General features: G+C 36.6%; 24 protein-coding genes and 5 tRNA genes. 18 read left to right on the top strand and 11 right to left on the bottom strand.

Annotated elements, in window-relative coordinates; translation table 11 throughout:
• Positions 1-29: 29 nt before the first annotated feature.
• Complete coding sequence (locus AC4PG8_RS08990) at positions 30-1,037, bottom strand: YeiH family protein (RefSeq protein ID WP_003724569.1); 1,008 nt, start codon at positions 1,035-1,037, stop codon at positions 30-32.
• Positions 1,038-1,142: 105 nt separating this feature from the next.
• Between AC4PG8_RS08990 and AC4PG8_RS08985 the strand changes: the two genes are divergently transcribed.
• The 3 genes from AC4PG8_RS08985 to AC4PG8_RS08975 all read left to right on the top strand — a co-directional run bounded on the left by AC4PG8_RS08985 (position 1,143) and on the right by AC4PG8_RS08975 (position 3,951).
• On the top strand, positions 1,143-1,997 hold the full coding sequence (locus AC4PG8_RS08985) for a LysR substrate-binding domain-containing protein (protein ID WP_003767899.1): 855 nt from the start codon (positions 1,143-1,145) through the stop codon (positions 1,995-1,997).
• 68 nt (positions 1,998-2,065) lie between these two features.
• Complete coding sequence (locus AC4PG8_RS08980) at positions 2,066-3,082, top strand: PTS sugar transporter subunit IIC (RefSeq protein WP_003763446.1); 1,017 nt, start codon at positions 2,066-2,068, stop codon at positions 3,080-3,082.
• A 221-nt stretch (positions 3,083-3,303) separates the two neighbouring features.
• The gene (locus tag AC4PG8_RS08975; protein WP_003763445.1) at positions 3,304-3,951 is read left to right on the top strand and encodes a GntR family transcriptional regulator; all 648 of its coding nucleotides are present in this window, start codon (positions 3,304-3,306) and stop codon (positions 3,949-3,951) included.
• 607 nt (positions 3,952-4,558) lie between these two features.
• Here the strand turns inward: AC4PG8_RS08975 and AC4PG8_RS08970 are convergent.
• The 3 genes from AC4PG8_RS08970 to AC4PG8_RS08960 are packed head-to-tail and all read right to left on the bottom strand — an operon-like array spanning position 4,559 to position 7,179.
• Positions 4,559-5,032 carry a GNAT family N-acetyltransferase gene (locus tag AC4PG8_RS08970; RefSeq protein ID WP_033532828.1) on the bottom strand — a complete coding sequence of 158 codons (474 nt, stop codon included), beginning with the start codon at positions 5,030-5,032 and terminating at the stop codon, positions 4,559-4,561.
• 16 nt (positions 5,033-5,048) lie between these two features.
• Positions 5,049-6,284, bottom strand: a complete 1,236-nt coding sequence (locus AC4PG8_RS08965) for an ABC transporter permease (RefSeq protein ID WP_003763443.1) — start codon at positions 6,282-6,284, stop codon at positions 5,049-5,051.
• Positions 6,277-7,179 (bottom strand): ABC transporter ATP-binding protein, encoded by a 903-nt coding sequence (locus AC4PG8_RS08960; RefSeq protein WP_070753787.1) that lies wholly within the window; start codon positions 7,177-7,179, stop codon positions 6,277-6,279. The genes AC4PG8_RS08965 and AC4PG8_RS08960 overlap by 8 nt, the downstream gene beginning before the upstream one ends.
• Positions 7,180-7,373: 194 nt before the next feature.
• Between AC4PG8_RS08960 and AC4PG8_RS08955 the strand changes: the two genes are divergently transcribed.
• Genes AC4PG8_RS08955 through AC4PG8_RS08930 form a run of 6 tightly spaced genes read left to right on the top strand, consistent with a single transcriptional unit; the run spans position 7,374 to position 12,536 of the window.
• Complete coding sequence (locus tag AC4PG8_RS08955) at positions 7,374-8,831, top strand: BglG family transcription antiterminator (protein ID WP_070753786.1); 1,458 nt, start codon at positions 7,374-7,376, stop codon at positions 8,829-8,831.
• An 11-nt stretch (positions 8,832-8,842) separates the two neighbouring features.
• Positions 8,843-9,316 carry a PTS sugar transporter subunit IIA gene (locus AC4PG8_RS08950; RefSeq protein WP_003763439.1) on the top strand — a complete coding sequence of 158 codons (474 nt, stop codon included), beginning with the start codon at positions 8,843-8,845 and terminating at the stop codon, positions 9,314-9,316.
• Between the two features lie 12 nt (positions 9,317-9,328).
• Positions 9,329-9,640: a PTS fructose transporter subunit IIB gene (locus AC4PG8_RS08945; protein WP_003763437.1), complete on the top strand. Its 312-nt coding sequence runs from the start codon at positions 9,329-9,331 to the stop codon at positions 9,638-9,640.
• A 16-nt stretch (positions 9,641-9,656) separates the two neighbouring features.
• A complete protein-coding gene (locus tag AC4PG8_RS08940; protein WP_010991084.1) occupies positions 9,657-10,748 on the top strand; it encodes a PTS fructose transporter subunit IIC in 1,092 nt (363 codons plus the stop codon).
• A gap of 17 nt (positions 10,749-10,765) precedes the next feature.
• The gene (locus tag AC4PG8_RS08935) at positions 10,766-11,620 is read left to right on the top strand and encodes a class II fructose-bisphosphate aldolase (RefSeq protein ID WP_492170270.1); all 855 of its coding nucleotides are present in this window, start codon (positions 10,766-10,768) and stop codon (positions 11,618-11,620) included.
• Between the two features lie 16 nt (positions 11,621-11,636).
• Positions 11,637-12,536: a ketose-bisphosphate aldolase gene (locus AC4PG8_RS08930; RefSeq protein WP_185505225.1), complete on the top strand. Its 900-nt coding sequence runs from the start codon at positions 11,637-11,639 to the stop codon at positions 12,534-12,536.
• Between the two features lie 41 nt (positions 12,537-12,577).
• On the opposite strand, the gene AC4PG8_RS08925 is transcribed toward AC4PG8_RS08930, so the two are convergent.
• Positions 12,578-13,279 carry a Crp/Fnr family transcriptional regulator gene (locus AC4PG8_RS08925; RefSeq protein WP_010991081.1) on the bottom strand — a complete coding sequence of 234 codons (702 nt, stop codon included), beginning with the start codon at positions 13,277-13,279 and terminating at the stop codon, positions 12,578-12,580.
• 489 nt (positions 13,280-13,768) lie between these two features.
• Between AC4PG8_RS08925 and AC4PG8_RS08920 the strand changes: the two genes are divergently transcribed.
• Complete coding sequence (locus AC4PG8_RS08920; protein WP_010991080.1) at positions 13,769-14,470, top strand: Crp/Fnr family transcriptional regulator; 702 nt, start codon at positions 13,769-13,771, stop codon at positions 14,468-14,470.
• A gap of 93 nt (positions 14,471-14,563) precedes the next feature.
• On the opposite strand, the gene AC4PG8_RS08915 is transcribed toward AC4PG8_RS08920, so the two are convergent.
• The 5 genes from AC4PG8_RS08915 to AC4PG8_RS08895 form a co-directional block, all read right to left on the bottom strand.
• Positions 14,564-14,636 (bottom strand) — tRNA-Lys (locus tag AC4PG8_RS08915).
• Between the two features lie 9 nt (positions 14,637-14,645).
• Positions 14,646-14,717, bottom strand: a tRNA-Gln gene (locus AC4PG8_RS08910).
• 11 nt (positions 14,718-14,728) lie between these two features.
• A tRNA-Tyr gene (locus tag AC4PG8_RS08905) sits at positions 14,729-14,812 on the bottom strand.
• A 9-nt stretch (positions 14,813-14,821) separates the two neighbouring features.
• Positions 14,822-14,895, bottom strand: a tRNA-Thr gene (locus AC4PG8_RS08900).
• 154 nt (positions 14,896-15,049) lie between these two features.
• Positions 15,050-15,121: transfer RNA gene (locus tag AC4PG8_RS08895), tRNA-Glu, on the bottom strand.
• A 335-nt stretch (positions 15,122-15,456) separates the two neighbouring features.
• Here AC4PG8_RS08895 and AC4PG8_RS08890 point away from each other — a divergent pair.
• The 3 genes from AC4PG8_RS08890 (at position 15,457) to AC4PG8_RS08880 (ending at position 19,217) form a co-directional block, all read left to right on the top strand.
• Positions 15,457-17,280, top strand: a complete 1,824-nt coding sequence (locus AC4PG8_RS08890) for an APC family permease (protein ID WP_003767874.1) — start codon at positions 15,457-15,459, stop codon at positions 17,278-17,280.
• Positions 17,281-17,876: 596 nt separating this feature from the next.
• Positions 17,877-18,113, top strand: a complete 237-nt coding sequence (locus AC4PG8_RS08885) for a hypothetical protein (RefSeq protein WP_003769712.1) — start codon at positions 17,877-17,879, stop codon at positions 18,111-18,113.
• 138 nt (positions 18,114-18,251) lie between these two features.
• Complete coding sequence (locus AC4PG8_RS08880; protein WP_003763422.1) at positions 18,252-19,217, top strand: LacI family DNA-binding transcriptional regulator; 966 nt, start codon at positions 18,252-18,254, stop codon at positions 19,215-19,217.
• A 36-nt stretch (positions 19,218-19,253) separates the two neighbouring features.
• On the opposite strand, the gene AC4PG8_RS08875 is transcribed toward AC4PG8_RS08880, so the two are convergent.
• Positions 19,254-19,889: a CPBP family intramembrane glutamic endopeptidase gene (locus AC4PG8_RS08875; protein ID WP_185543480.1), complete on the bottom strand. Its 636-nt coding sequence runs from the start codon at positions 19,887-19,889 to the stop codon at positions 19,254-19,256.
• A 244-nt stretch (positions 19,890-20,133) separates the two neighbouring features.
• Here AC4PG8_RS08875 and AC4PG8_RS08870 point away from each other — a divergent pair, with 244 nt between their 5' ends.
• The 5 genes from AC4PG8_RS08870 to AC4PG8_RS08850 all read left to right on the top strand — a co-directional run bounded on the left by AC4PG8_RS08870 (position 20,134) and on the right by AC4PG8_RS08850 (position 26,490).
• Complete coding sequence (locus AC4PG8_RS08870; protein WP_492170269.1) at positions 20,134-21,909, top strand: glycoside hydrolase family 13 protein; 1,776 nt, start codon at positions 20,134-20,136, stop codon at positions 21,907-21,909.
• A gap of 213 nt (positions 21,910-22,122) precedes the next feature.
• Positions 22,123-23,382, top strand: coding sequence for an extracellular solute-binding protein (locus AC4PG8_RS08865; RefSeq protein ID WP_003724548.1), 1,260 nt, complete (start codon positions 22,123-22,125; stop codon positions 23,380-23,382).
• 87 nt (positions 23,383-23,469) lie between these two features.
• Complete coding sequence (locus tag AC4PG8_RS08860) at positions 23,470-24,777, top strand: sugar ABC transporter permease (RefSeq protein WP_003767867.1); 1,308 nt, start codon at positions 23,470-23,472, stop codon at positions 24,775-24,777.
• Positions 24,778-25,629, top strand: a complete 852-nt coding sequence (locus AC4PG8_RS08855) for a sugar ABC transporter permease (protein WP_003763416.1) — start codon at positions 24,778-24,780, stop codon at positions 25,627-25,629.
• 27 nt (positions 25,630-25,656) lie between these two features.
• Complete coding sequence (locus tag AC4PG8_RS08850) at positions 25,657-26,490, top strand: DUF1189 domain-containing protein (protein ID WP_185500980.1); 834 nt, start codon at positions 25,657-25,659, stop codon at positions 26,488-26,490.
• Positions 26,491-26,499: the final 9 nt, after the last annotated feature.

Genomic DNA, 26,499 nt, shown 5'->3' with positions numbered 1-26,499 from the left:
GTATCACAAATCGAGGTGACGAGGACATCTTAACCTGCTAAATGAAACAAAAGTACTAAAGCTAGACCAAATGCTGAAAGGAAAACAGAACCGATTAACGCCGCAGCAAAAGGTTTTCCACCCATTTTTCCGAACGATGGCAAGTGGACATTTAAACCAAGTCCGCCCATTGACATAGCAATGAGGAAATATGCACAGATGACAAGAAAATCGGTTACAGATGTTGGAATAATTCCAAAGCTATTAATTGCACTAGTTGCTAAAAAGCCGAAAATAAACCATGGTACAGGAAGTTCAGCCCATGAAAAGCGATTTTTAGTCCCAGCATTAACCATTTTTGCGACAACAAAGCAGACTGGAACAAGTAAGGCTACACGTGTTAATTTAACGATAACCGCCATATCGACAGCAGATGAGCCGCCTGGATCTGCAGCTGCAATAACGTGGGCAATTTCATGAAGTGTAGCACCTGCAAAAATCCCATAACCATCTGGTCCAAGTGGCAGAATTGGATAAATCAACGTATAGATAACGGTGAAAATAGTTCCAAGTAATGCAATAATCGTAGCAGCGACAGCCGTTTGGTTGTTATCAGCTTTTACTTGTGGAGAAATCGCAACTACTGCAGCCGCACCACAAATCCCCGTACCACAAGCGACCAAAATAGCTAGTTTTTTATCCACTCCAAAAAGTTTAGCTAAGAAATAAACAATAGTAATACCAAAGCTTAGGCATAAGGCAGCAATTAGAAACACGCGCCAGCCAGCATGATAAATATCAACTAAGTTCAAGCGAAAACCAAGTAAAATAATCCCGGCACGAAGAATGACCTTGTTGGAAAACTGAATACCAGTAAACCATTTTTCCGGAACTGGGAAAAGTGCACGAATGATAATACCAATTAAAATAGCAGTTACAAGTTGTCCGAGAATCATTAAAAATGGCAACTTCGCTAAAAAATAAGATAAGGTAGCAATACAGAAAGTAAGCGCAATACCATACCAAAAAGTCTTCGTTTTAAATAAAATTTGACTCATATTCATCCCCCTTTCGTTTATACTTTTACTTTACCATTCTTGATTTTATTAGTAAAATTTATATTAATTATATTATTGATAAGTTATTTTTATGGAGGTGTTACGATGGATGAGGCATTAAGAACATATATCCGAGTAGTAGAATTGCAAAGTTTTACAAAAGCAGCTGAAGAATTACACATTTCGCAACCTGCAGTATCGTTGCAATTAAAGAAATTGGAAGAGCTTTACGAAACAGAACTTATTTACAGACAGGCTAAAAAGTTTATTTTAACAGCAACAGGAGAAATTTTATACCACCGTGCCAAGCAATTAGAAGGACTATATAAACAAGTGGAAGATGAAATAAGTTTATATCACCATCATTTAAAAGGTCGACTTCGAATTGGTGCTAGTTTTACGATAGGAGAGTATTATCTGCCAGAAGTGATTGCGAAATTTCATGCCCTTTATCCGGATATTACCATAGAACTTATCATTGAAAATACGGCGAAAATTGCTGACAAAGTGGAACTTCTTCAAGTGGACACAGGGCTGATTGAAGGCCAGGTTAGTAAGAAAGATTTAGAGATAAGTGCTTTTTCGGATGATGAGATGTGTATTGTTGGTCGAGCAGACGGTTCGCTTACAGAAATCGAGCAAGGGGCGACTTGGATTGCACGAGAAGAAGGTTCAGGAACGCGTGAATATTTGGATCATGTATTAAGTACCAATGGCTGGAATGTTGCTGAAAAGGTTGTTGCCTGGAGTAATATGGCGGTCAAACAAATGGTTCTTGAAGGGATGGGCTACACCGTTATTTCTAAGTGTGTTGTTCAAGCAGAAATTACAGCAGGAAAACTGCAAACGTTTAATGAGGCTGGGAGCTTAATGCGGAAGTTTTCGGTACTAAAAAACAGACAAAGACTTGAAAATCGAATTGCTGAAACTTTTTTAACATTTTTAAAGGAAAATCGGTAAATAAAACTAGCTTTTTAATTAACTTGTGATTACAATGAGAAAGAATACATTTTAGAAAGGGAGAAGCAATGAAAGAATATTTTATAGATCGTTCCTATAAGGCTTCTATGGGAATTGCGAATGCGGTTCTTGTAACGCTTGGAATTGGACTTCTTTTGCAGACAATTGGGCAGATGACAGGAATTTCGTTTCTTGTAACGGTTGGCGCAATTGGTAAAACGATGTTAATTCCAGGAATTGGTGTTGGTATTGCGATGTGCTTGCACGCAAATACGCTTGTGACGATAAGTGCGGCAGCCTCTGCTGTTATTGGCGGCGGGGCAGTGGCGACGTTAGCTGGTGGCGGAGTTGCTATTACTAGCGGAGAACCAGTCGGAGCTATTTTAGCTGTTATTGTTGCAGTTTGGACTGGGAAAAGAGTAACTGGGAAAACAAAATTTGATATGATTTTAATTCCTGGTGTTTCACTTCTCGCGGGCGGACTAAGCGGTATTTTATTTGCAAAGATTATGGCGCCGATTTTGGCTTCTGTAAGTCTTGGAATTAGCTCATTAATTGGTGGCTCACCGCTGATTTCATCAATGGCTATCGCTTTTGTGTTTGGATTACTTATTCTTAGTCCGGCTTCCTCTGCTGCGCTCGCGATTGCGCTTCAACTGGATCCAACAGCAAGTGCTGCGGCGTTAATTGGTTGTTCGGTTCAATTCGTGTCATTTGCGGTATTAAGTTACCGAGATAATAACTGGGGTGCATTTTTTGCCCAACTTATCTGTACACCAAAATTACAAACACCCAATATCATTAGAAAACCTAGCCTCATGTTAGTACCACTCTTAACAACTCTGATTGCTGGACCTCTTGGCGTGATGGTGTTCCATATCCAAGCCGCAAGTGAAGTCGCTGGTCTCGGATTATGTGCCTTTGTTGCACCACTTTATTTAATAGCAAATTACGGATTCAGCACACTGGCTGCTTTTATTTTGGTAGCAGTTGTCTTGCCAGGTGTTATTGCACTTATTGTCAGACCGTTTCTTATTAAAAAGGAACGCTTGAAAACAGGTGATTTAACGATTGAATTGCAGTAAATTCAGGTAAAAAGTAGGGCTGTATAGTCCTACTTTTTATGTTGCAAAGATAACTATACATATTGTCGTTATTTTTTCAACATGTCAGCTAATTTCTTCTGTTACAACTATCTTTCTTGTAACAGAATGTACACATTTTTTTCGGAAAAATCATATCTAAATGGAATTTTTTCGTGTAAAATATAACATTGTAAGCAATCAAAATTAAAGAGGTTCAAATTATGGAAAAAAGTGGATTTGTTGCAGATCCTATATACGCAGAAATCAAGAATGAGATTATGACTAACACTTTGGAAAATGGCGATAAAGTGGACATAGAAGACATCATGAAACGATTTCAAGTCAGCAAACGAGTAGCTTTTGGTGCACTCCAATGTTTACATAAAAGTGGTATTATTTGCAAAAACTCTGGAGAAAAAGGTTTTTCAGTGGCAATTCATAGTGAAGCTGAGCATCGCGAAAAATCTCGTTTAAAGTTAGCTTTTTTTCATCTCAATTATGCGGTACAAAAACTTCAAGAAAAAAACGCAGAAGTATGCGCAACGTGTCTTCGTAACGAGTTAGTTTATATTAAGTTAGCTGCTAGGGAGCAAGATATAAGTGTATTTAGTAATCACGTGAAAAACTTTTATGGTTGTATGATTCACTATACTGGAATGCCAGCACTTGAAAAAAATATCGATATTCTTAACCAGACAATTTTAAATATGAAGGATAACAATGAAAAATTGTGTTTTGAAGCTTTTATGATAGATTTAGCAGACTCACTAGAACAGTTAGTGCTCTCTTTAGAAGCGAAAGATTTTGAAAAATGCCACTTAGTCATTCAAAAATTCTACGATAAAAATATCTCAATCTTATTTTCCTAATCGAAAAACCCCGTATGGCAAATTCGCCACACGGGGTTTTTCTTTTCGGATGAGCTTGTCTTGCCACTCATCTGATGGGCCGGACCATGTCTGGATGTTTCTGAATAAACATACAACATTCGGAAAACGGTGAGGCATTTTCAAACAAGTAGGCGAATTCTTTGTCTTGCTACTTACTTCTCAAGATATTCTAACTTACGAATAAATGAGCGCCCGTAACTTGCTTAAATAGTGGCCATGAATGATACGATACTTTATTCGCTTATTTACCAATGTAGTGAGGATAAAAAATATTGATAAACGAGCGACGTAACGAAATTCCGTCTTCCTACAACTAAGTTAGCGTAAAGTCCTTGACGCGGCGTATACTCCTCGCCTTCCTCCTGTAAACTAACCGTAGTTGCTTGACACTAAAATCCTTCACCAGACGTTTTGCCGGCATATGACAAAGCTGAGAAAAAAATCAGCTTGTACACCAAGTTTTTGTCATTCGCATCACCTTTTTTTGTTCGTTGTACTCTATATATAACCGTTCTAAAAAAATGTAAACGCTTTAATCTAAAAATGATTATAAAGTCATAGTTGTAGTCTTAAATAGGGTCTTTTGTCAGAGGAAATAAGCCATTAAAATATCGTCTACATATTTATCTTGAATAATAAACTCTTTTTCGAGTCGACCTTCTTGTTTAAAACCATTTTTTTCATAAAAACGAATCGCCTTTTGGTTAATTGACAGCACCCGTAGCGAGATTTTTATAAAACCTTTTTCGCGTGCGACTTCTTTCATTTTGTCCATTAAAAGTTGACCGATGCCTTCGCGTTGATAATCTGGGTGAACGGCAATATCTATCTCTACTACATGTTTATTGGAGGGCAGTGGGATAGGCGATTTATAGCCGAGAATGCCAATTATTTTCTCATCTTTTTCAACGACTATTTTGGAGCCAGGTGGATTCTTTAATAAAAATTCAGCTTCACTATCGAAATGGACATCACCAGGCGTCGTCCCGGGCGTCCAAACTAAATGTTCTAATTCAATCATTGAAGCCGAGTCTTTTCTTTTAGATAGTCTGATTTGCATAATTTACCAACTCTCTTTATTTTCTTTTCGCGTAGGAAAGGGAGGTTTTCCAAGTTTTCCATAGGCCGTCATTACTGTAAAGCAGCACATTTCCTTGATAAAGACGAACAGTTAAGAAAAATGCCCCAACGACACTTGCGACTAAAATTGCTAATGAACTAAAAATACCTATCGTTGAAACAGATAATAAGTCCATCCGCGCTAACATCATCATCGGTGAAAAAGTTGGAATATACGAGCCGATAATAACAAGTAAATTATCCGGCGCATTAGCAGCTGCAATGGAACCCCAGTAACCAATAATAGCGAGAATTGTCATTGGATAAATAAATTGAGCTACTGTTTCTACATTTGGCACCATCGATCCGATCATTGCTGCGAGTAAAATGTATAACAGTAAACCTAAAATAACAAATACTAAGTTTAAAACAAGATAGTAAGCTGGAAAAACAGCAATTTGATCTAAAACATTTTGGACCATATCCGTATTTCGTCCAGCAATAAGAACGACAGCTCCGCAAACGACATAAAAGCCAATTTGGGTAAGAAGCATAAAGATAATGGCTGTTAGTTTAGCAAATAAGTGCGTTCTAGCAGATACACTTGATAAAATAACTTCCATTATTCGTGTGCCTTTCTCTGTCGCGATTTCAGAAGCAACAATATTTGCATAACTCATAACGAAAATAAAAATAACAAGTGTTAAAATCAATACTGCTGCGCTCATAACGTCTTTTTCATGGTTAGTCAATTGATTATTTGATTCTAAATCATTTGTCACAGAAACAGGAGAAGTAATTGATTGTAATTGCTCATTGGTGATTTTATAGGCGGCCGCTTTTTCAGCAATCTTTGTTGCGGTGAGGTCTTCTGTTAAACGGGTTAAAACATCTTGGCCTGCTGTTTCTTGCGTGGTATAAACTGCGCTAACCGTGTCATTTTTTTGTGTAATAGAGACGAATCCGTCAATTTTACCGTTTTTTAGAGCGGACTGGGCGGATTTTTTGTCTTTAATGTCAGTATTTACTTTAAAATGGCTCTTGTCTTTAGCGAGCGACTGGGCGAAAACCGGATCATCAGAGAGTACAGCAATTTTTGTAATAGTTTTAGTAGAGTCGAAATAGTCTACCATTTTTGGAATACCAGCAATTAATGCGGCGATTAAAACAGGAAACAAAAGTGAAATTAAAAATGATTTGGTTTTGACACGTCTTTTGTAAACTTGCTTTGTTATCACCCAAAATTTACTCATTAGATTCCCCCGCTTTCCATTTGAAAATTTCTTCAAGCGTTGGAGCTTGGAGGCTGAAAGTTTGGATGAAGCCATCCTTTGTCACATATTCAAAAATCTTTTCTGCATCTGTTTCGTTAGCAATTTCAAGTTGGAGAACGCCGTCACGATGCTGTTGGACATTTAGCACACCAGGCAAAATAGCTAGTTCTTCTGCCGTATGAGTAGATTCAATTAAAATACGTTTGCGACCAAAAACAGATTTCACGGATTCAGTCGTACCTTGAAGCACCGTACTTCCTTTTTTCAGCATTAAAAGAGAATCACAAAGTTCTTCCACATTTTCCATCCGATGACTCGAGAATATAATGGCTGCTCCGGATGCGCGCAGGTCGAATACAAACTTTTTCAAAATCTCTGCATTAACAGGATCCAGCCCGCTGAATGGTTCATCTAAAATAACTAGTTTAGGTTGATGAATGATCGTGCTTAGAAGTTGTATTTTTTGTTGATTTCCTTTGGACAATGTTTTAATTAAATCCGTTTTTTTACCAACAATTTCTGCACGTTCCAACCAGTTATCGATTTCTGCTTTTATTTTTTGCTTCGGATAACCTTTTAGTTCAGCAAAAAAGATTAGTTGTTCTTCAATCGTAACGTTAGGATATAAACCACGTTCTTCTGGTAAGTAGCCGATGATATTTGGATCAATTCTGCTTACTTCCTTACCATCCCAAGTGATTTTTCCTGAAGTTGCTTCTAAAAAATGTAAAATTAGCCGGAAAGTAGTTGTTTTTCCAGCACCATTTTGACCAATTATTCCGAGTATTTTCCCTGGTTCTACCCGAAACGATAAATCATTAACTGCGATTTTTTCCCCAAACTTCTTCGTAACATTATGTAGTTCAAGTGTCACAAAAGCACCCCTTTCTGAGTCTTCTCAAATTTCATTATACGGTTTTACTAGAAGATTGTCTTCTTAAAAGGGAAGTTTATTTCTAAAGCTACATTCACAATCTTTGTCAAAAAATTGTCTAGTGTAGTGGACATAACTTGTTGTAACCGTTTTCTTTTATTTGTGTATAATAGACCGTAGAGGGAGGTGATGAAATGCTTCTAACCAAAACGGAGCGTGCATTAATTAACTTATTTTTAACGAAAAATGATTTTTTAACAGCGAATCAACTTGCTCTAATGCTCGAAGTTTCCTCTAAAACTATTTACCGTAAAATTAAAAATATCAATAGTGCCACTGATGAAAAAGAGATTATTATTTCGGAAAAAGGCCGTGGTTACAAACTGAATTATAAAGCATATATTCAGGCGAAATTAGAAACAACCAGTGATATTTTCGGTTATACACCATCCGAGCGTCGTGAAAAGATTTTACTTCAAGTATTGTTTAAATCACCTAAGTACTTAAATATTGCCAAACTATATGAAGGTTATTACGTTGGTTATAATTCGATAAAAAATGATTTTGCGCTATTAAATCAATCTATCGAGAAATACCATTTAGCTCTTGAAAAAAAGCAAAAAGAGATCCGCGTTGTTGGTACAGAAGAAAACATTCGTATCGCAATCAATGAAGTCATCAACAACTTAGACTTATCTAGTTACGACGATTTAAAGACAGAATACAGTAATCTCAATAATGCCGATGTACAGTTTATCGTTAGGCAAATGGAAATTATTGAAAATAAGTTAATGATTAGCATTCCGTATCCGTATGATATTAATATTTTTTCCCATTTGTACATTCTAATTAATCGTTTTCGCCAAGGAGAAGTGGAAGATTTTGACGAAACAAACGAGATTTACTTAGTGACAAATGAAAAACTGCATACTATTGCTGTAGAAGCCATTGAATCAATCGAACAATACTTAAAAATGAAATTACCGAAACGCGAAACATTCAACTTTTTACAATACTTAATTTCTTCTCGGTTTAATCATGAAATTGAATTAATCTCGAGTAATGTTTTACCAATCGTGGAGGAAATGACTGATTTTTATATTAATCAAGTTGCCGCGAAAATCGATATGCCTATTAATAAAAAGCAATTAAAAATCGAATTACTTAGTCATATGAAGCCAATGGTGAACCGAATGAATCATCAAATAAACATAAAAAACAACTTATTAAGCGATATTAAATTAGAGTACGGACAGCTGTTTGACATTATTAAAGAAACCGCTCGGGATGTGGCGGAGACCTTTAAGTTAAATACCATATCAGATGATGAAGTCGGTTATATAACGATCTATTTCGCCAAACACATAGAAGAGTCACCTCTTGTAAAACGAATTATTATTATGTGTTCAAGCGGTATCGGAACGTCAGAACTTTTAAAAGTAAAGGTCCAAAAAGCTTTTCCAGATGTCGAAATAGTAGACGTTTTATCATCTACTAGATTCAAAAATAGCTTGCAAGACTATCAGAATATTGACTTTATTCTAACAACAATCAACGCAGAAAGTACAAAAGAAATCCCTTCATTACTTGTAAGCGCGATGTTTACAGAAAAAGATAAAATGATGGTGAAAAAATTGATGGAAAGTTTATAGGAGGCGAATCGATGGATATTCAAGAATTAGATATAAGCAAAGTAATAAGTCCAGCACTTGTAAATTTAGAGTTACAAGCAACGACAAAATTAGAAGTAATTGAAGAATTAACAGATTTACTTGTCGAAACAGGTGCAGTAGTGGACAAAAAAGCTTTTATAGCGGATGTGTTGTACCGCGAAGAAGAAGGTAAAACGGGGCTCGGGGAAGGAGTAGCAATTCCACACGGGAAATCAGCAAGCGTCATAAATACGTCCATTGCTGTCGGTAGAACAAAAACCCCGGTAGAGTGGGAGTCGCTTGATGATAAACCAGTCAATATTATTATCCTTTTCGCTGTGAAAAATTCAGATGCTACGACAACACACATTAAGCTGCTTCAAAAAGTAGCGATTTTACTCGCAGATGATGAGGTGATAAGCCAGTTTCAAACTGTCCCAACAAAAGAAGCTTTTATTAAATTGTTAGCAAAAAACCAAGATTAGGAGGAGTCTGACATGAATATTATTGGAATTGCTGCTTGTACATCAGGAATTGCGCATACGTATATCGCAAAAGAAAAACTAACGAAAGCTGGTATTGCACTTGGACATACTATTCATATTGAAACACAAGGAACAATTGGGATTGAAGACGAACTTTCAGCAGAACAAGTGAAAAATGCGGATGTCGTTATTATCGCAGCTGACATTAAAATTAACGGCAAAGATCGTTTTAAAGGGAAGCGTATTGTTGAAATACCCACAGACTTAGCGATTAAAGCACCAAAACAAATTATTAACAAAATAGACAACGAAATAAATAACTAGGGAGTGAACTGGCATGATGAAAAAACTGCAAATCAAAAAACATGCACTTACAGCGATTTCGTATATGTTACCGTTAGTTGTTGCCTCGGGGTTACTTATTGCCATTGGAAATTTAACAAATGGGCAAGTGATTGAAAACTATAAAGCACCGTATTCTATTCCTGATGCACTCGTTTCTCTCGGGGTTCTAGGTATGGGTTTACTTGCGCCAGTTATTGCAGGGGCGATCGCCTATTCGATAGCAGATAGGCCAGGGATTGCTCCTGGATTGTTAATGGGACTTATCGCCAACTCAATTGGTGCAGGGTTCTTGGGTGGAATGCTCGGCGGGTACTTAGTAGGTTATTTTGTACTAATACTAGTGAAATATTTAAAAGTACCAAAGTGGGCACAAGGTTTAATGCCAATGATGATTATTCCGCTTATTAGTAGTTTAGTTATCGGGTTGCTAATGTATTTTGTTGTAGGTGTACCAATCGTTTGGGCCACGGAGGCGATGACAAGCTTCTTACAAGGAATGCAAGGAAGCATGCGATTTGTTTTCGGAGCAGTGCTCGGTGCTATGGCGGCATTTGATTTTGGTGGACCGGTAAATAAAGTAGCTTCTTTATTCGCGGATGGATTACTGCTGGAGGGAGTCAAAGAACCAGAAGCCGTAAAAATTCTAGCTTCGATGGTACCGCCATTTGGAGTAACTCTATCTTGGGTAATCTCGAAATTAATTAAAAAGAGAAAATATACAAAATCAGAAGAAGACAATATCAAAATCGCTTTTCCAATGGGAATTTGTATGATTACAGAAGGAGTTATCCCAATTGCTGCCGTTGATCCGATACGCGTTATTATTTCTTGTACGCTTGGGGCTGCAGTTGGTGGAGGTCTTAGTATGACATGGGGTATTGGCTCACCAGTACCATCAGGCGGAATGTTCATCGTCCCGGCAATGAACGAACCAATTTTATTCTGTTTGGCACTATTGATTGGAACTTGTGTGACCGCAGCAATGCTACTAATCTTAAAACGAGAACCAACAAAAGAAGAAGAGTTAATTGCAGATCAAGCTATAGAAGAGGAAGAAGTCGATTTGTCTGGAATTAAAATTTCATAAGGCGAGGAGATATAAAAATGTATGTTTCGATGAAAGGGATTTTAAAGCGTGCAAACGAAGGGCGTTACGCTGTCATGGCAATTAATTGTTTTAATTTAGAAACAGCGCGTGCGGTCATTGATGCCGCTCAAGAACTCCGTGCACCAATTATTATTGACTTGCTCCAAGATCATTTAACAAGCCACTTAGGAAGCCGTTTTTTAACGAGACCTATTATAAAAATGGCAGAAGAAGCAAGTGTAGAAGTAGCGATTAACTTAGATCACGGGCAGGATGTTGCCATCGTAAAGCAATGTTTAGAAGATGGTTTTTCAAGCGTGATGATGGATGCTTCCAGTTATCCTTATGAAGAAAACGTTGCAATTACGAAAAAAATGGTCGAATTTGCAGAAACTTATAACGCTAGTGTTGAAGCCGAAGTTGGAAATATTGGCGCGGTGACAGGAGAAAATTATACAAATCAAGCTATGTATACGGATCCTAAAATAGCTATCGATTTTGCTAACCAGACTGGAATTGATGCGCTCGCAATTTCTTATGGCTCTTCGCACGGTGATTATCCAGAAGGGTTTACGCCCGCTTTTCAGTTTGACATTGTTCGAGAAATTAAAGCCGCGACTAATATGCCACTTGTTTTACACGGAGGTTCTGGTTGTGGTGAGGAAAACATTTTGGAATCCATTCGGCTTGGTATTAATAAAATCAACGTTGGCTCAGACTTCATGAAGGCTCAAGTCGATAAAATAAAAACTAATTTAGAAGAAACGCCAACGATTAATTATGTCGACTTAATTAGCGATACGATTACAGCTGGCAAAGAAGTTGTGCAATATTATATTCAATTATCCGGTTCTACTGGAAAATCACTTTAAAAGGAGAAATGAAACCATGTTAGTAAATATGAAGCAATTATTAGAAGTAGCCAAAGAAAATAAATTCGCGGTAGGAGCATTTAATGTAGCCGATAGTAATTTTTTACGCGTAGTGGTAGAAGAAGCTGAAAAAAACAATGCTCCAGCGATTATCGCCGTGCACCCAACAGAACTTGATTTTACAAAAGATGATTTTTTCCAGTATGTTTTAGCACGAATTAAAAATAGCCCTGTACCATTTGTCCTTCATTTGGATCACGGTGATAATATGAGTGATGTGATGCGAGCTGTTCGCTGTGGTTTTAGTTCTGTCATGATTGATGGCTCACTATTACCATTTGAAGAAAATATTCGCGTAACAAAAGAAGTCGTGGATGTTTGCCACCGTTTAGGCGTTTCCGTAGAAGGAGAGCTTGGAACTATTGGGAAAACTGGTAATAGTATTGAAGGTGGCGTTAGTGAAATTATTTATACGAAACCGGAAGAAGCGGAAGAATATATTTCGCGAACAGGTGTCGATACGCTCGCTGTAGCTATTGGAACGGCTCATGGGATTTATCCAAAAGACAAAGAGCCTAAATTACGCCTCGATATTTTACAAGAAATCAAAGACCTAGTTAATATACCGCTCGTGCTCCATGGTGGCTCGGCAAATCCTGATGCTGAAATTGCTGCAGCAGTTAAAATTGGAATTCAAAAAGTCAACATTTCCAGTGACTATAAATATGCTTTCTATAAAAAATGTCGCGAAATTTTAAGTACAACGGAATTATGGGATGCTAACGCGATTTATCCAGACTGTATTGATGCTGCAAAAGCAGTGGTAAAATATAAAATGGAACTATTCCAGTCTGTTAATCAAGTGCAAAAGTACCAATTAGCAGGTACAGAAGCTTGGCGGAGTGACGAAATCTAAACAGAAAAAAACTAAGAGTAGCTACTACTCTTAGTTTTTTTCTATAATATTGCGAGTAAAGCTTCTGCATCAATCAATTCTTGTAGCTTTTGGACATCATTAATGCGCCAAGGCTTTTTTTGTGATTCTAAAATCCCTTTTTCACGTAGATTACTAAGCACTTTGGATGTGTAACTTTTTGAAGTGTTCGAGTTGTCAGCAAGGATTTGATAGGTTAAAAATTTAGGCAACTCGACTGCTTTTTCAGAAACACGTAAGCCGTAATCAATCATCGTATTTAAAGAAAAATAAATACTTTCGCGGGAACTTAATTTTTCTTGGACAGCAATGATATAAAGCCTTCTTCGCGTTTCAGCAAGTTGATGTAGCATTATGTAATTTCTAGGGTCTTCTAATTCCATCATTTCCTTGAAAAATTGAAATTCGATTTTCCACCAAACTACATCTGTTAGCGCTATTAGCATCATGTGTTTAGGAATATCCTCGGTATATACAGGGAGATGGGGAAAGGCTCCTTTTTGTAAGATATAAGAGAAGTTATGTTTATTCGTCCCTTCAAAAACAAGTTTCATAAAGCCATCTTCTATTATGTAGATATATTTTCTTCTTTTGTCAGATGTAATAACGGTTTCTTTCGGGAGGCGTTCTTGGATACAATATTTATTAAAGCCAGGACTTTTTTTTAGTAATTTAAGTATATTATTAATAGAAGTAAATTGATCCAACGTTTCTTTCAAATACATATGACTTCCCCCTTTTTACCTTAAATTCCCTTATTATTCTACAGTAAACGTAATCACAAATATTCTTGTAGGAGCATATTTTCCACAGAATAACCTTCATAAAAGAACAATTAGGCTAGCTACAAATATTCATAAAAGGTTCATAATTAGCTGGAAAAACAGGTGAAAACTACAATATTAGTCAAAAATAGTATTCAGTTAAATACTATTTTTGGCTTAAATATCAAAGTAATAATTTTGAACAAATTTAGGCGTTATCTAACAAGGAATATAATATAAATATCAAGAAAAACAGAGAAAATAATTTACTTAGTGAATAAGTTTTAAATGTGACGAAAAAGTCAAAAATAGTTGCTAAAAGGTGGAAGTTTGGTTTTGTTGTTGGGTTTCTTTTAAAAGTGTTTGGTAGTATCATCACTTGTAAGAAGCCACTCATCGCATTGTAAAACTATTTGCTTAAGACACAAAATAGAAATGAGATGACAAGACATGCAATCGCTATTTGAAGATTTATATAGTAAAAAAGTATTAGAAGAAGAATTTGGTTATAAACGATTTTTACAAACTTTAATTGATAACAGGATCCCGTATAAAAAAACAAAAATTTCAACCAATACAATTTTATTAACAGAAGATATTATAAATACAAAGGTTTACTTTATTGAAAAAGGGATTGTTTCATTAGAAAAGGAGAAAAATATAGTAAGCTTTCTAGGCTCCAACCAAATTGCTGGGTTAAATGACTATTTTATGGCGGAAGCTAATGTCTATACAGCAAAAGTCATCGAAACGGTTACAGCGTATGAATTCGATAAGGAGGATATCTTTTGTTCGATTATTGGGATGCAAGAGGGGTGGCTCTATTTATATCTTAATAATCGTAATCATGAAAATGTTTTAATCGCGAAATGCAACTTAATGCGTGGGAATGGAGAAAGTCGATTAAGGGAGTCTTTAGAACAATTAGGGAGTTTTTTTGGAACAGAAAAAGAAGGCGTGGTTCGTATTCCAAAGTGTTTTACAAGGAAGTTAATTGCTAATTACGCCAACCTTTCAGTACGCTCGGTTACACATTTGTGTGGAAAACTGATAGAAACTGGTTTTTTAGCAGAAAATTCGAAGTCTTTTATTTTGTTAAAAAATTACGAAGGCAGCTGCAGTAGAATTCGAACTAAAGCAACATCTACGTAGTGAAACGAAAAAGTCATTTAGCATTGTTTAAATGCTAAATGATTTTTTTGTATAAAAAAACAAGAAAAGAATTCTTTTCTTGTTCATTAAGGATGAGCCGTGCTGGGTTCGAACCAGCGACCCTCTGATTAAAAGTCAGATGCTCTACCAACTGAGCTAACGGCTCTAAATATGACTGGGCTAGCTGGATTCGAACCAGCGCATGACGGAATCAAAATCCGTTGCCTTACCGCTTGGCTATAGCCCAATAATAGAAAATGGTGGAGGGGAGTGGATTCGAACCACCGAACCCGAAGGAGCGGATTTACAGTCCGCCGCGTTTAGCCACTTCGCTACCCCTCCGCTATAAAATGCCGACTGCAGGAATTGAACCCGCAACCTACTGATTACGATTCAGTTGCTCTACCAGATTGAGCTAAGTCGGCGAAGAATCGCTCTCTACTGGCAAATCGAAATCTCTTGCATAATTAATTCTTTAAAACAGATACTAATACATGATATAACATTTTTAGTATTTTTACCAGCTTTTTTTTCAAAAAAATGAAATTTATTTTTCAAGCTGCTTTTTTTAATTAAAAGTGACCCGTACGGGATTCGAACCCGTGTTACCGCCGTGAAAGGGCGGTGTCTTAACCGCTTGACCAACGGGCCATTTAAATAAAAGTTTTTTACCGCTAGAAACTATTATATAAAAAAAGGTTATCATTTGTAAATACCCAAATTAAATTCTTTTTTTTCTGAAAATAAAAGTATGAATTACGGGTTATTTATCTTATTAATGGGTATGTATATTGAAAGGCATATGAAAAAAATATTTAGCTGGAATAAACGAAAAAGGAAGCTCTATGAACGACTATTCGAGTAGGGAATGATTAGGTGTATAAAATAATACAAATTAGTATTACAATCTAAAATCAGCTGTGCTATAATGTGTCTGGTCAACTTGGAGTTAGCTAAAAAATCACATAAAAAAGGTAGGGAATATAATGGCATCGCCGCTAAAAAGATTATTAATCGGCCGCCCTCTGAAAACATCAGAAGCTGGAGACCAAAAATTGGGGAAATTAAAAGCTTTAGCCGTTCTGTCGTCAGATGCACTTTCTTCTATTGCATATGGTACGGAACAGATTTTGTTGGTACTTGTGACTGTGAGTGCTGCAGCTATGTGGTATTCATTACCAATCGCACTTTGTGTCCTTGTTCTTTTGTTTGCACTGAATTTATCTTATAAACAAATTATTTACTCTTATCCGCATGGTGGTGGAGCCTATATTGTTTCAAGAGAAAATTTAGGAAATAACGCTGGATTAATTGCCGGAGGATCTTTACTAGTAGATTATATGCTTACAGTTGCTGTAAGTGTATCTTCAGGTACAGATGCAATTGTCTCAGCAGTGCCATCATTATATCCTTTTGCAGTACCGATAGCCGTATTACTTGTTGTTGGTGTAACAATCATTAATCTTAGAGGAATCACTGAATCAGCTAGTTTGCTTGCCATTCCAGTCTATTTATTCGTTTTTTCTATTATCGCTCTTATTTTTACAGGTTTATTTAAAGTATTAACTGGTATGGATGCAAGTCATGAAACAGCCGCAGTAGGAACTCACGTACAAGGTGTAACAATCTTTCTACTATTAAGAGCATTTGCTTCCGGATCGGCTTCTTTGACTGGTATTGAAGCTATTTCAAATGCTGTGCCTTTGTTTAAAGAACCGCGACCTAAAAATGCGGCTAAGACATTAACCTTAATGGCCGGACTACTAGGTTTCTTCTTTGTAGGGATTACGGTTTTAGCCTTTGTTTATGGAACTGTACCCGAATTGAAAGTAACGGTGCTATCACAAATTGCTGAAAATGTATTCGGCAGAAACTTTATGTTTTATTTCATTCAAGCTACAACGGCACTTATCTTAGTTTTAGCAGCTAATACAGGATTTTCAGCATTCCCAATGTTAGCTTTTAACTTAGCTAAAGATAAATTTATGCCGAGAATGTATTTAGCTAGAGGGGATCGGTTAGGCTATTCCAATGGAATTATTACTCTAGCAGTGGGATCTATCTTGCTAATTATATTATTTAAAGGGAAAACAGAGTTACTAATTCCGTTATATTCTGTAGGGGTTTTCATACCATTCACTCTGTCGCAAACAGGCATGATTGTAAAATGGTGGAAACAGCGCCCGAAAGGCTGGAAGAAGTCTTTATCAGCTAACTTACTTGGTGCGTCTATTTCATTTACCGTGCTTCTAGTATTATTCTTAACGAGAATTGAATCTGTATGGCCTGTATTTGTATTTATGCCGATTATGATTTATGTTTTCCATCGTACTAGACACCACTATCGTAAAGTAGGACCACAACTTAGAATTGACGAAACAATGGACTTGCCTGACTTCAAAGGAAATGCCGTTATCATTTGTGTGTCGGATACCACCAAAGTTGTAGAAGGAGCATTACAGTATGCTAAGTCTATTGGTGATACAGTCATTGCTGTTCATATTTCTATTGATAAAAAGCAGGAAAAAGAATTTGTTGAGAGATGGAATAGAGTTCATCCGGAAGTGCGTATGGCTAATCTTTATTCTCCGTATCGATCGATTTCAGATCCATTAATGAAATTTATTGATACAGCAAAACAAAAAGCAGATCAAGACAACTACTCACTTACGGTGTTAATTCCACAATTTATCCCTAGAAAAGGTTGGCAAAATGTCCTTCATAATCAAACAAGCCTACTGATTCGTACAAGGCTTCTAATGAAAAGAGATGTCGTTGTTTCGACATATCCATATCATTTAAAAGAATAACAAGAGAAAAACGGAAGAGACCTTCGGGGGAAGAGGGGGGATGCTCTTCCGTTTTTATAATGGAACAATATAAGCATAGCCGTATGAAATGGATTTGTAAAAAGTGGAAAATAAGATTTTAAGAGCACAAAAAGAAAGAAAATACTTTTTTTCCTAAACAAAAATCTTCTTTTGCCAGTAGAAAACGAAAATAAATTCCATTTTAAGCCATAAAAAGATTTTTTCATGAAAAACAAAAAAAGTTACTCGCTGTAAAAGAGGGGGACTTTTTTTGTATATATTATAAAAAATACGAAGCTATAAATGAATCTATCATTAAATAAAAAGTAATACTTATATATAAAAATGAATAAATATTAGCTGTATGCAAAATAAGTAAAAGGGCTTAATTAATGTTACAAAGTGGTAACAAATTTTTCTTTTTGATGAATTCAGATTGAGTGGATTTTTAGTGGGTAGTAAAAGCCCTACATAGAGCCATTCTCACTTTTTTGAGCTAACTTTGAAATTCCTTCCAAGCCTTGAAAAAAGCCGGTTTTCGCGTTATAATTTCAGTAGTTGATAGGAGTCATTAATTTAGTAAAGGAGCGCTTGGGATGCAGGAACAGGACATTAGGTATTATGTACTACCTACTATTATCGTTTTTATATTGGGAATCGCTGCTATGAATACATCTAGTTTTCCATTTATTAGTTTTCTGACAACTACGCTCGTGGCTATCGCTATTGGAGTTTTAATCGGCGGAGCACATCAATTATGTCGCGTTATTATTAAAGCTTATCAACAAACAAAGGAACGCAGAGTTTCTCAAAAAAAGTGGCAAACACTTTAAAATGAGTCATTACATAATTATAATAAACCAAGCATTTTCGCGTTTTTGGGGAGAATGCTTTTTTTGTGGGTTAATTCTTATTTTTTTTTGTGTAAAAGATGGTACAATAAGGAAGATTATGAATGGAGGAGGTTGGAGATGGCGACTTTAGCAGATGTTGCGAAACGGGCAAATGTCTCCAAAATGACAGTTTCACGAGTTATTAATCATCCAGATCAAGTCTCAGATGAACTGAAAATGCTTGTTTATAGTGCAATGGAAGCTCTAGAGTATGTACCAAACTATGCTGCTAGGGCGCTTGTTCAAAATAGGACACAAGTTATTAAATTTTTGATTTTAGAAGAAATTGATACAGTTGAACCTTATTATATGAATTTATTAACAGGAATTAGTCGAGAGTTAGATAAGTATTATTATTCGCTTCAACTCGTTACACAAAGATCCAGGAATATTGGAGCTTATGACGGGCTTATTGTCACGGGAATACGTGATAAAGATTATGAATTAGGACTTTTAGATATTGATAAACCAGTTATTTTTTATGGTGAGAATAAACGCGGCTATGATTCTATAGATGTAGATAATAAAAAAGGAACGGCGCTTGCAACGGAACACGTGGTAGAAATTGGCTTTTCGCGCATTGTTTTTTTAGGGATTGATTTACTTGATGAACAATTTATGAAATCACGTTTAGAAGGTTACGAAGAAGTGGTGCGAAAACATGGACTTGAGCCGGAAAGTTATTTTATTGCAAATAGCTCGAGTGTTGCCGAAGAAAAAGCATTTGAATTATTACGTTATAACTCAGAAAAAATTGCGATTGTGTGCGCATCGGATCGAATCGCGATAGGTGTTGTTCGTGCAGCAGCAGCTTTTGGTCGTCGCTTTGGTGAAAATATTGCTGTAACAGGCTTTGATGGTGTTTTCTTAGACCGAATTTCTTCGCCAAAAATCACTACCGTTCGATCACCCGTTGTTGAAATGGGGGAAGAGCTTGCAAAGATGTTACTTGCTAAAATTAATGATCACGGAAAACCTCAAGGAAACCTATTATTTACTCCAGAATTACTGATACGAGCTTCTACAACTGGAAAAGAAGAGTAATAAAAACGCTAGGAATCTTTATTCCTAGCGTCTTTTTTATTTGAGTAAAACTGGTAGAAATGCAATGAAATCAAAAATGAAATGCACGATGAAAGTAACCCAAATGGAGTTGGTTTTTTTGAATAGGTAGTTCAAAATGAGTCTAGCAGGTGCTAATGTAATGATGCATTGTAGGAAATTAAAATCATAAGAAGTTAAGTGCCAGGTTGCAAAAAGCAAGGCACATAATAAGGAAGCTTGCCAAAATTTCCAATTCCATTTTTTCCAAGCGGCGTAGAGTAAACTAATCGATAGCAATTCTTCGCCAAGCAACATGAACGGAATACTTGTAAAAACATAAGACCATGTAAGCACACTGTTGATACCATTTTCAGTAGTACTTCCTGCAAAGTAAGCCCAGGCAATGTTGAAAATAGAGCTGATAATAATTAATGCTGGAGCACCAATAATTATCCATTTGAAACTAAAATGTTTAAACCAATCGAGAAATTCTGCTTTAAGTATGATAAAAGCAATAATTCCCATGCATAGTGCATTGAAAAACGCGCCTATGAATTCTAACACTCCAATATTGGAAATGATGTGTGGCAAAAGAAGAAAAAGAACACCAATAATGATTGCGCTGGAAAATAACCAATACCCTTGTTTTTTAAAGCTTAGAGTATTTTCCATTTTATCCTCCTTTTAGACCTTAATAATGACTCTCATTAGTCCATGAGTTATTATAGCTCTTTACTTTAAATCAGTAAAGTTACTAATTTGTCACTTTAAAGGAGGAGAGAGAATTGGCTTTCTTCTATAATATGTTAGAGTACCGAAAAATCTTGTTACCGTTAACGAGCGAGAAAAGGTTGCAAACGCTTTAATGGAAATGCTAATTTGAAATAGAACGATAGGTGATATAGGAGGAGAAAAAATGGAAAAAGCAGGGATTTATCATCAACCAGCGAGTAGCTATGCTTATAGTTATGACGCTAAAACACTACATATTAGAATTAGAACGAAACGCTTAGATATTAGCAAAGTTACTTTAATTGCTGCCGACCCTTACTTATGGAAAAACGAAAAATGGCAAAGTGAATCCTATTCGATGCGCAAAATTGCAGAGACCGAAGAGCATGATTATTGGTTTTTCGCGATAACACCAGAACATAGACGCCTTCAATACGGCTTTTTACTAACAGATACAGAAGGAGAAACAACATTTTACGGCGGACGTGGTTTTTTTGAGCCGACTGAAGCGAATTTAGCTACGATGGATTATTACTTTAAATTTCCGTTTATCCATGCAGTAGATACTTTTGAAGCGCCTGAATGGGTTGGAAATACCATTTGGTACCAGATTTTCCCAGAACGTTTTGCAAATGGTAACCCGGCTATTTCCCCTGAAAATGCCTTGCCGTGGGGAAGTAAAGATCCGAATACAACAGACTTTTTCGGTGGAGATCTTGAAGGAATCATTCAGCACTTAGATTATTTAGCAGAGCTTGGCATCAATGGGGTATATTTAACGCCTGTTTTTGAAGCACCGACCAACCATAAATACGACACAATTGATTATAAAAAGATTGATCCGCATTTTGGTGATAAAGAAACCTTTAGAAAATTAGTTCAAGAAGCGCATAAACGCGGTATTCGTATTATGCTTGATGCGGTGTTCAATCATATTGGGGACACTTCTCTAGAGTGGCAAGATGTTGTCGAGAAAGAAGAAAAATCCGCATATCGCGACTGGTTCCATATTCATAGTTTCCCAGTTCGTCAAAATGAAAATGGGAATATCGAAGGACAACCAACGCTTTCCTACGATACATTTGCATTCACGACACATATGCCAAAATTAAATACTGCCAACCCGGAAGTTCAAAAGTATCTTCTTGATATTGCAACTTACTGGATTCGCGAATTTGATATTGATGGCTGGCGTTTAGATGTTGCTAATGAAGTAGATCATGCTTTCTGGAAAGAATTCAAAAAGGCTGTCCAAGCGGAAAAAGAAGATATTTACATTCTTGGTGAAATTTGGCATGATTCCTGGATTTGGTTGCTAGGAGATGAATTCCACGCGGTTATGAACTATCCATTTACACAAACGATTATCGAAAACTTTATTGAAGAAAAAATCACGCCGGAGCAAATGGTTTCTGGTATTAATGAACAATATATGCGCTATCCTAATCAAGTGAATGAAGTAATGTTCAATATGCTTGATAGCCATGATACAGCGCGCATTTTAACACGTGCTAATAATGATGAGGATAAGGTGAAACAAGCGCTTGCCTTCATGTTCGCGCACACTGGTTCGCCGTGTATTTATTACGGAACTGAAATCGGCATGGACGGCGGAAATGACCCAGGTTGTCGTAAATGTATGGAATGGGACGAAGCAAAACAAAACCAAGATATGTTAGCATTTACGAAAAAATTAATTGCGCTTAGAAAAGATAACCAAGCGATTATTACATCCGGCGAATTAACTTGGCTAGGTGCAAGTAGCGAAACGGGCATTACAGCATTTTCTAAAGAATTAAATGGTGAAAAACTGCATTTCCTTTTCAACCAAGCAAAAGAAGATAAGGATTTCACAATTTCATTTAAAAATACAGCGACAGATATTTGGAACAACCGAGCTGTAACAGAAAATCTTGTCGTCCCAGCAAAAGGATTTCTTGTTATTAAAGAAAACAGCTAAATCAATGGCGTAAAGGAATTTTTCACATGTTTACCGAAAAAATGTTGTTATCGGTAACATGTGAAATCTCCTTGTAAACGCTTTCGGAATCAGCATATAATAAATGCATAGGTTAACCTAATTCACAAACTTTAAAAAAGAATTGAAAAAAGATGGGGACTTAGAAATCAGACATTAAAGAGCGGCTTTTTTCATAAAGAGGAGGAAAAGTAAATGAAGCGTTTCAAAAAAGTGGGAATAGTTTCGGCGGTTTTAGTAATGGCTTTAAGCTTAGCAGCATGTGGTGGTGGAAAAGACACTAGTAAATCGGGCTCATCTGATGAAAAAACATTAACCGTTTCCGTTGACGCAGGCTACAAAGACTACGTGAACAAAATAAAAGGTGATTTTGAAAAAGACAATGACGTGAAAGTAAAAGTAGTCGAAAAAGACATGTTCGAAACATTAGAAGCTCTTCCACTTGATGGACCTGCTGGAACTGCTCCAGACGTAATGATGTCCGCATTTGATAGAATTGGAAGCTTAGGCCAACAAGGACATTTAGCTGAAGTAAAACTTGGTAATAAAGACGATTACGATGAAAAAGACCAAAAACAAGTAACAATTGACGATAAAATTTACGGCGCTCCAGCAATTATTGAAACACTAGTACTTTACTACAATAAAGATTTACTCGACAAAGCTCCAGCAACATTTAAAGATTTAGAAACACTTTCAAAAGATTCTCGTTTTGCCTTCACTTCTGAAAAAGGAAAAAATACTGGTTTCTTAGCAAAATGGACTGATTTCTACTTCTCTTACGGACTACTTGCAGGATACGGCGGTTATGTATTCGGCGATGAAGGTACAAATCCAAAAGACATCGGTTTAAACAATAAAGGTTCTGTTGAAGGAATTACTTACGCAACAAAATGGTTCCAAGATGTATGGCCAAAAGGTATGCAAGACAATAAGAGTGCAGATGACTTTATCCAAGATCAATTTGTTAAAGGTAAAGCAGCAGCAATTCTAGGCGGCCCTTGGTCAGCAGCAAACTACAAAGAAGCAAAAATTAATTACGGCGTAGCAAAAATCCCAACACTAAACAATGGTAAAGAGTATTCTCCATTTGCAGGTGGTAAAGGTTGGGTTGTAAGTAACTATTCTAAAAACAAAGATGTAGCTCAAAAATGGTTGGATTATGTGACTAACCAAAAAAATCAAGAAACTTTATATGATATGACAAATGAAGTACCAGCTAACTTAAAAGCACGTGATACAGCGAAATCGAAAAATGACGAATTAACTAATGCCGTTATTGAACAATACAAAAATGCGCAACCAATGCCAAATATTCCAGAAATGTCGGAAGTTTGGACTGGTGCTGAAAACTTAATGTTTGATGCAGCTTCTGGTTCGAAAACTCCGCAACAATCAGCTGACGATGCAGTAAAAGTAATTGAAGATAACGTAACGCAAAAATATACTAAATAATAATGATTTGGCGGGGCAAAGATAGCGCGCTCCGCCATTTTTTTCAACTTAGCTAGTGAATCTATATCTAGAATTGAGGGTAACAAAATGAAACTAGAACAAAAACAAATTAAAAATGTTCGTCAAGCGACTTTGTTATCAATCATTCCGGGACTTGGTCAATTTTATAATAAGCAAAATTTTAAAGGGATTGTCTTTTTCGCACTATTTGCTTTGTTTATCATAGAATTTTTTGCAGTTGGGCTGAATGCACTGATTGGCCTTGTAACACTTGGATCTGTACCAGGTGTAGACCATTCCTTATTTTTAATGATTGAAGGTACTTTACAATTAATTGTGACATTACTATTTATAGGCTTTTGGTTTATAAATATTTTCGATGCAAGACGCGTGGCTATGCAGTGGAACCTAGGTGAAACTGTTAACCGTTCCGCTCTTGCTATTATAAAAAATATGCTCGACAAAGGTTTCCCGTACTTACTTACATTACCTGCATACTTAGTCATGACTTTTGTTATTATTTTCCCAGTTCTTGTTACTCTTTTCATGGCATTTACCAACTACGATTTTTACCATATTCCGCCAGCGAACTTAATTGACTGGGTTGGATTTAAGAACTTCTTTAATATTTTCTTCCTAAGTTCGTATCGCGACACGTTCCTAAGTGTATTTTCTTGGACACTTGTTTGGACGATTTGTGCGACATCCTTGCAAATTGTTGTCGGGGTGTTCACAGCGATTGTTGCGAACCAAAGCTTTATTAAAGGGAAACGTCTTTTCGGAGTAGTTTTCTTACTTCCTTGGGCGGTTCCAGCTTTTATTACAATTATGAGTTTTTCCAATATGTTTAACGACAGTATTGGTGCAATCAACTCACAAGTCATTCCGTTACTGAATCATCTTCCATTTGTTGATATCAATGCGATTGCTTGGAAAACAGATCCTTTCTGGACAAAAGTGGCGCTAATTAGCATTCAAGGTTGGCTTGGTTTCCCGTATATTTATGTCATGGTAACAGGTGTTCTTCAAGCGATTCCAGGCGAACTTTACGAAGCAGCTAGAATCGACGGAGCGAGCGCAATACAACGTTTCCGTAAAATTACGTTACCGATGATTTTATTTGTAACAGCTCCGGTATTTATTACACAATATACGTTTAACTTTAATAACTTTTCGATTATTTACTTATTCAATGAAGGTGGTCCCGGAAGTGTCGGAGCAGGCGCTGGATCGACCGATATTTTAATTTCATGGATTTATAAACTAACAACTGGTACTTCGCCGCAATACGCTGTAGCCGCTGCTGTGACGTTACTTATCTCAATTATCGTTATCACGGTTTCGATGATTGCCTTTAAGAAAACGAATGCCTTTGGGAACGAGGAGATGATGTAAATGAGAGACTTTATGAAAGATCAGCGGACAACAAAGTTTTTAACACAGTTTTTCACGTATTTATTTTTAACCGTGCTAACGATTATTATTTTGTATCCGATTCTAATCACAGCATCTTCTGCCTTCAAACCAGGGAATATCGCAGCATTTACGCTTGAGTGGTCGGATAGCTGGACGCTGAATAACTTTACTAGACTATTTAATGAAACATTGTATCTTGATTGGTATAAAAATACACTGATTATCGCGGTTGTAACGATGATTATGCAAGTAACGATTGTGACGCTTGCTGGTTATACATATAGCCGTTACCGTTTTAAAGGACGTAAAAATAGTTTGGTGTTTTTCTTGATTATCCAAATGGTGCCAACAATGGCGGCTTTAACAGCTTTCTACGTGTTAGCAATGCTACTTGGCGCACTTGATCAATATTGGTTCTTAACATTGATTTACATCGGCGGTGGTATCCCGATGAACACGTGGCTGATGAAGGGATATTTCGATACAGTACCACGGGATTTAGATGAATCAGCAAAACTTGATGGTGCAGGGCATTTCCGGATTTTTGCTCAAATCATCTTGCCACTCGTAAGACCGATGATTGCGGTTCAAGCTCTTTGGGCATTTATGGGACCATTCGGAGATTTCTTACTTGCTAAATTCCTACTAAGAACTCCAGAAAACTTGACGATAGCTGTTGGACTTCAAACATTTATCGCTAACCCGCAACAACAAAAAGTAGCATTATTCGCAGCAGGAGCAATCTTAGCCGCGCTACCAATTTGTTTACTGTTCTTCTTCTTACAAAAGAATTTTGTTTCTGGCTTAACTGCTGGTGGAACAAAAGGATAATTGATTTTTAAAAAGGCTGTGATACCAATGAAAAAAGTTCCGTTTATCATTCAATATGTAAAAAGTACACTTGGACCAAATGCGATTTTTGAAGGTCGGAAAGTACTGAAGTTCTGGCAAATGGTTATCGTGTTTATTTTCTTAAATGCGCTCCTATTACTACCTGTATCAGCACATTTTGCTAATCAGTCGAGTTTTGATTTACCAAGTTTAATGCCGGAAATGGCGACTCTTGGTACAAATCAATTCGCGACGGAACTTAGTGGTCTTTCGCTCGAAAACGGAGAATTAACTGACAAAAATGCGCATATCGTCGAAAAATCGGCTAATGGCGTGGCTGGTGTAAATTTAACGAAGGCAGAACTTGCCGGAGCTAAAAATATCATTAATTTCAAAGACCGAGAAATGACGCTTACAGATGCAAGTGGCTACACATTTGAAGTGAGCTATCCAAAAGATGCCACATTAAGTGAGATCACTTCTGGTGAATCGCTAGTAGACTGGGTTTCGGCGCAGTGGTACTTAGAGAATCAAGCATTTGTTTTCTTATCAATGGTGCTGATGATTGGCTCAATTATTTTCGTTAGCTCGCTGATGTTAGCTATTTTCACGACACTTTTCATTTGGATGACAAAACGGAGCAGTTTTTCTCGTATTGCTTCCTTTAAAGAATCATTTAATTTAACGCTAAATGCACTTGGTATTCCAGTGATTGCGGCTTGTATTATCGGTTTTATCTACTTTGATATTACGATTATTATGGCTGTTCAGTCGCTCGGAATGGTGTTAATGATAGCATGGACATTTTTAAAGACAAGATTTTATAAGACTAGTGAAAAAAGTATGGCTGCTAGTCGCTAATTAGGAGGT

This window comes from Listeria sp. MAN/IMW/UF555 (genome assembly GCF_058684075.1).
The sequence above is the reverse complement of the archived record's forward strand: the minus strand, read 5'-3'. Positions and strand labels throughout refer to the sequence as shown.

Coding starts and splice junctions, on each gene's coding strand:
- AC4PG8_RS08855 (WP_003763416.1), top strand. CDS start 24,778: ATGAGAGACTTTATGAAAGATCAGCGGACAACAAAGTTTTTAACACAG.
- AC4PG8_RS08935 (WP_492170270.1), top strand. CDS start 10,766: ATGTATGTTTCGATGAAAGGGATTTTAAAGCGTGCAAACGAAGGGCGT.
- AC4PG8_RS08940 (WP_010991084.1), top strand. CDS start 9,657: ATGAAAAAACTGCAAATCAAAAAACATGCACTTACAGCGATTTCGTAT.
- AC4PG8_RS08875 (WP_185543480.1), bottom strand. CDS start 19,889: ATGGAAAATACTCTAAGCTTTAAAAAACAAGGGTATTGGTTATTTTCC.
- AC4PG8_RS08945 (WP_003763437.1), top strand. CDS start 9,329: ATGAATATTATTGGAATTGCTGCTTGTACATCAGGAATTGCGCATACG.
- AC4PG8_RS08990 (WP_003724569.1), bottom strand. CDS start 1,037: ATGAGTCAAATTTTATTTAAAACGAAGACTTTTTGGTATGGTATTGCG.
- AC4PG8_RS08980 (WP_003763446.1), top strand. CDS start 2,066: ATGAAAGAATATTTTATAGATCGTTCCTATAAGGCTTCTATGGGAATT.
- AC4PG8_RS08950 (WP_003763439.1), top strand. CDS start 8,843: ATGGATATTCAAGAATTAGATATAAGCAAAGTAATAAGTCCAGCACTT.
- AC4PG8_RS08965 (WP_003763443.1), bottom strand. CDS start 6,284: ATGAGTAAATTTTGGGTGATAACAAAGCAAGTTTACAAAAGACGTGTC.
- AC4PG8_RS08860 (WP_003767867.1), top strand. CDS start 23,470: ATGAAACTAGAACAAAAACAAATTAAAAATGTTCGTCAAGCGACTTTG.
- AC4PG8_RS08970 (WP_033532828.1), bottom strand. CDS start 5,032: ATGCAAATCAGACTATCTAAAAGAAAAGACTCGGCTTCAATGATTGAA.
- AC4PG8_RS08925 (WP_010991081.1), bottom strand. CDS start 13,279: ATGTATTTGAAAGAAACGTTGGATCAATTTACTTCTATTAATAATATA.
- AC4PG8_RS08890 (WP_003767874.1), top strand. CDS start 15,457: ATGGCATCGCCGCTAAAAAGATTATTAATCGGCCGCCCTCTGAAAACA.
- AC4PG8_RS08985 (WP_003767899.1), top strand. CDS start 1,143: ATGGATGAGGCATTAAGAACATATATCCGAGTAGTAGAATTGCAAAGT.
- AC4PG8_RS08955 (WP_070753786.1), top strand. CDS start 7,374: ATGCTTCTAACCAAAACGGAGCGTGCATTAATTAACTTATTTTTAACG.
- AC4PG8_RS08850 (WP_185500980.1), top strand. CDS start 25,657: ATGAAAAAAGTTCCGTTTATCATTCAATATGTAAAAAGTACACTTGGA.
- AC4PG8_RS08930 (WP_185505225.1), top strand. CDS start 11,637: ATGTTAGTAAATATGAAGCAATTATTAGAAGTAGCCAAAGAAAATAAA.
- AC4PG8_RS08885 (WP_003769712.1), top strand. CDS start 17,877: ATGCAGGAACAGGACATTAGGTATTATGTACTACCTACTATTATCGTT.
- AC4PG8_RS08975 (WP_003763445.1), top strand. CDS start 3,304: ATGGAAAAAAGTGGATTTGTTGCAGATCCTATATACGCAGAAATCAAG.
- AC4PG8_RS08920 (WP_010991080.1), top strand. CDS start 13,769: ATGCAATCGCTATTTGAAGATTTATATAGTAAAAAAGTATTAGAAGAA.
- AC4PG8_RS08865 (WP_003724548.1), top strand. CDS start 22,123: ATGAAGCGTTTCAAAAAAGTGGGAATAGTTTCGGCGGTTTTAGTAATG.
- AC4PG8_RS08880 (WP_003763422.1), top strand. CDS start 18,252: ATGGCGACTTTAGCAGATGTTGCGAAACGGGCAAATGTCTCCAAAATG.
- AC4PG8_RS08870 (WP_492170269.1), top strand. CDS start 20,134: ATGGAAAAAGCAGGGATTTATCATCAACCAGCGAGTAGCTATGCTTAT.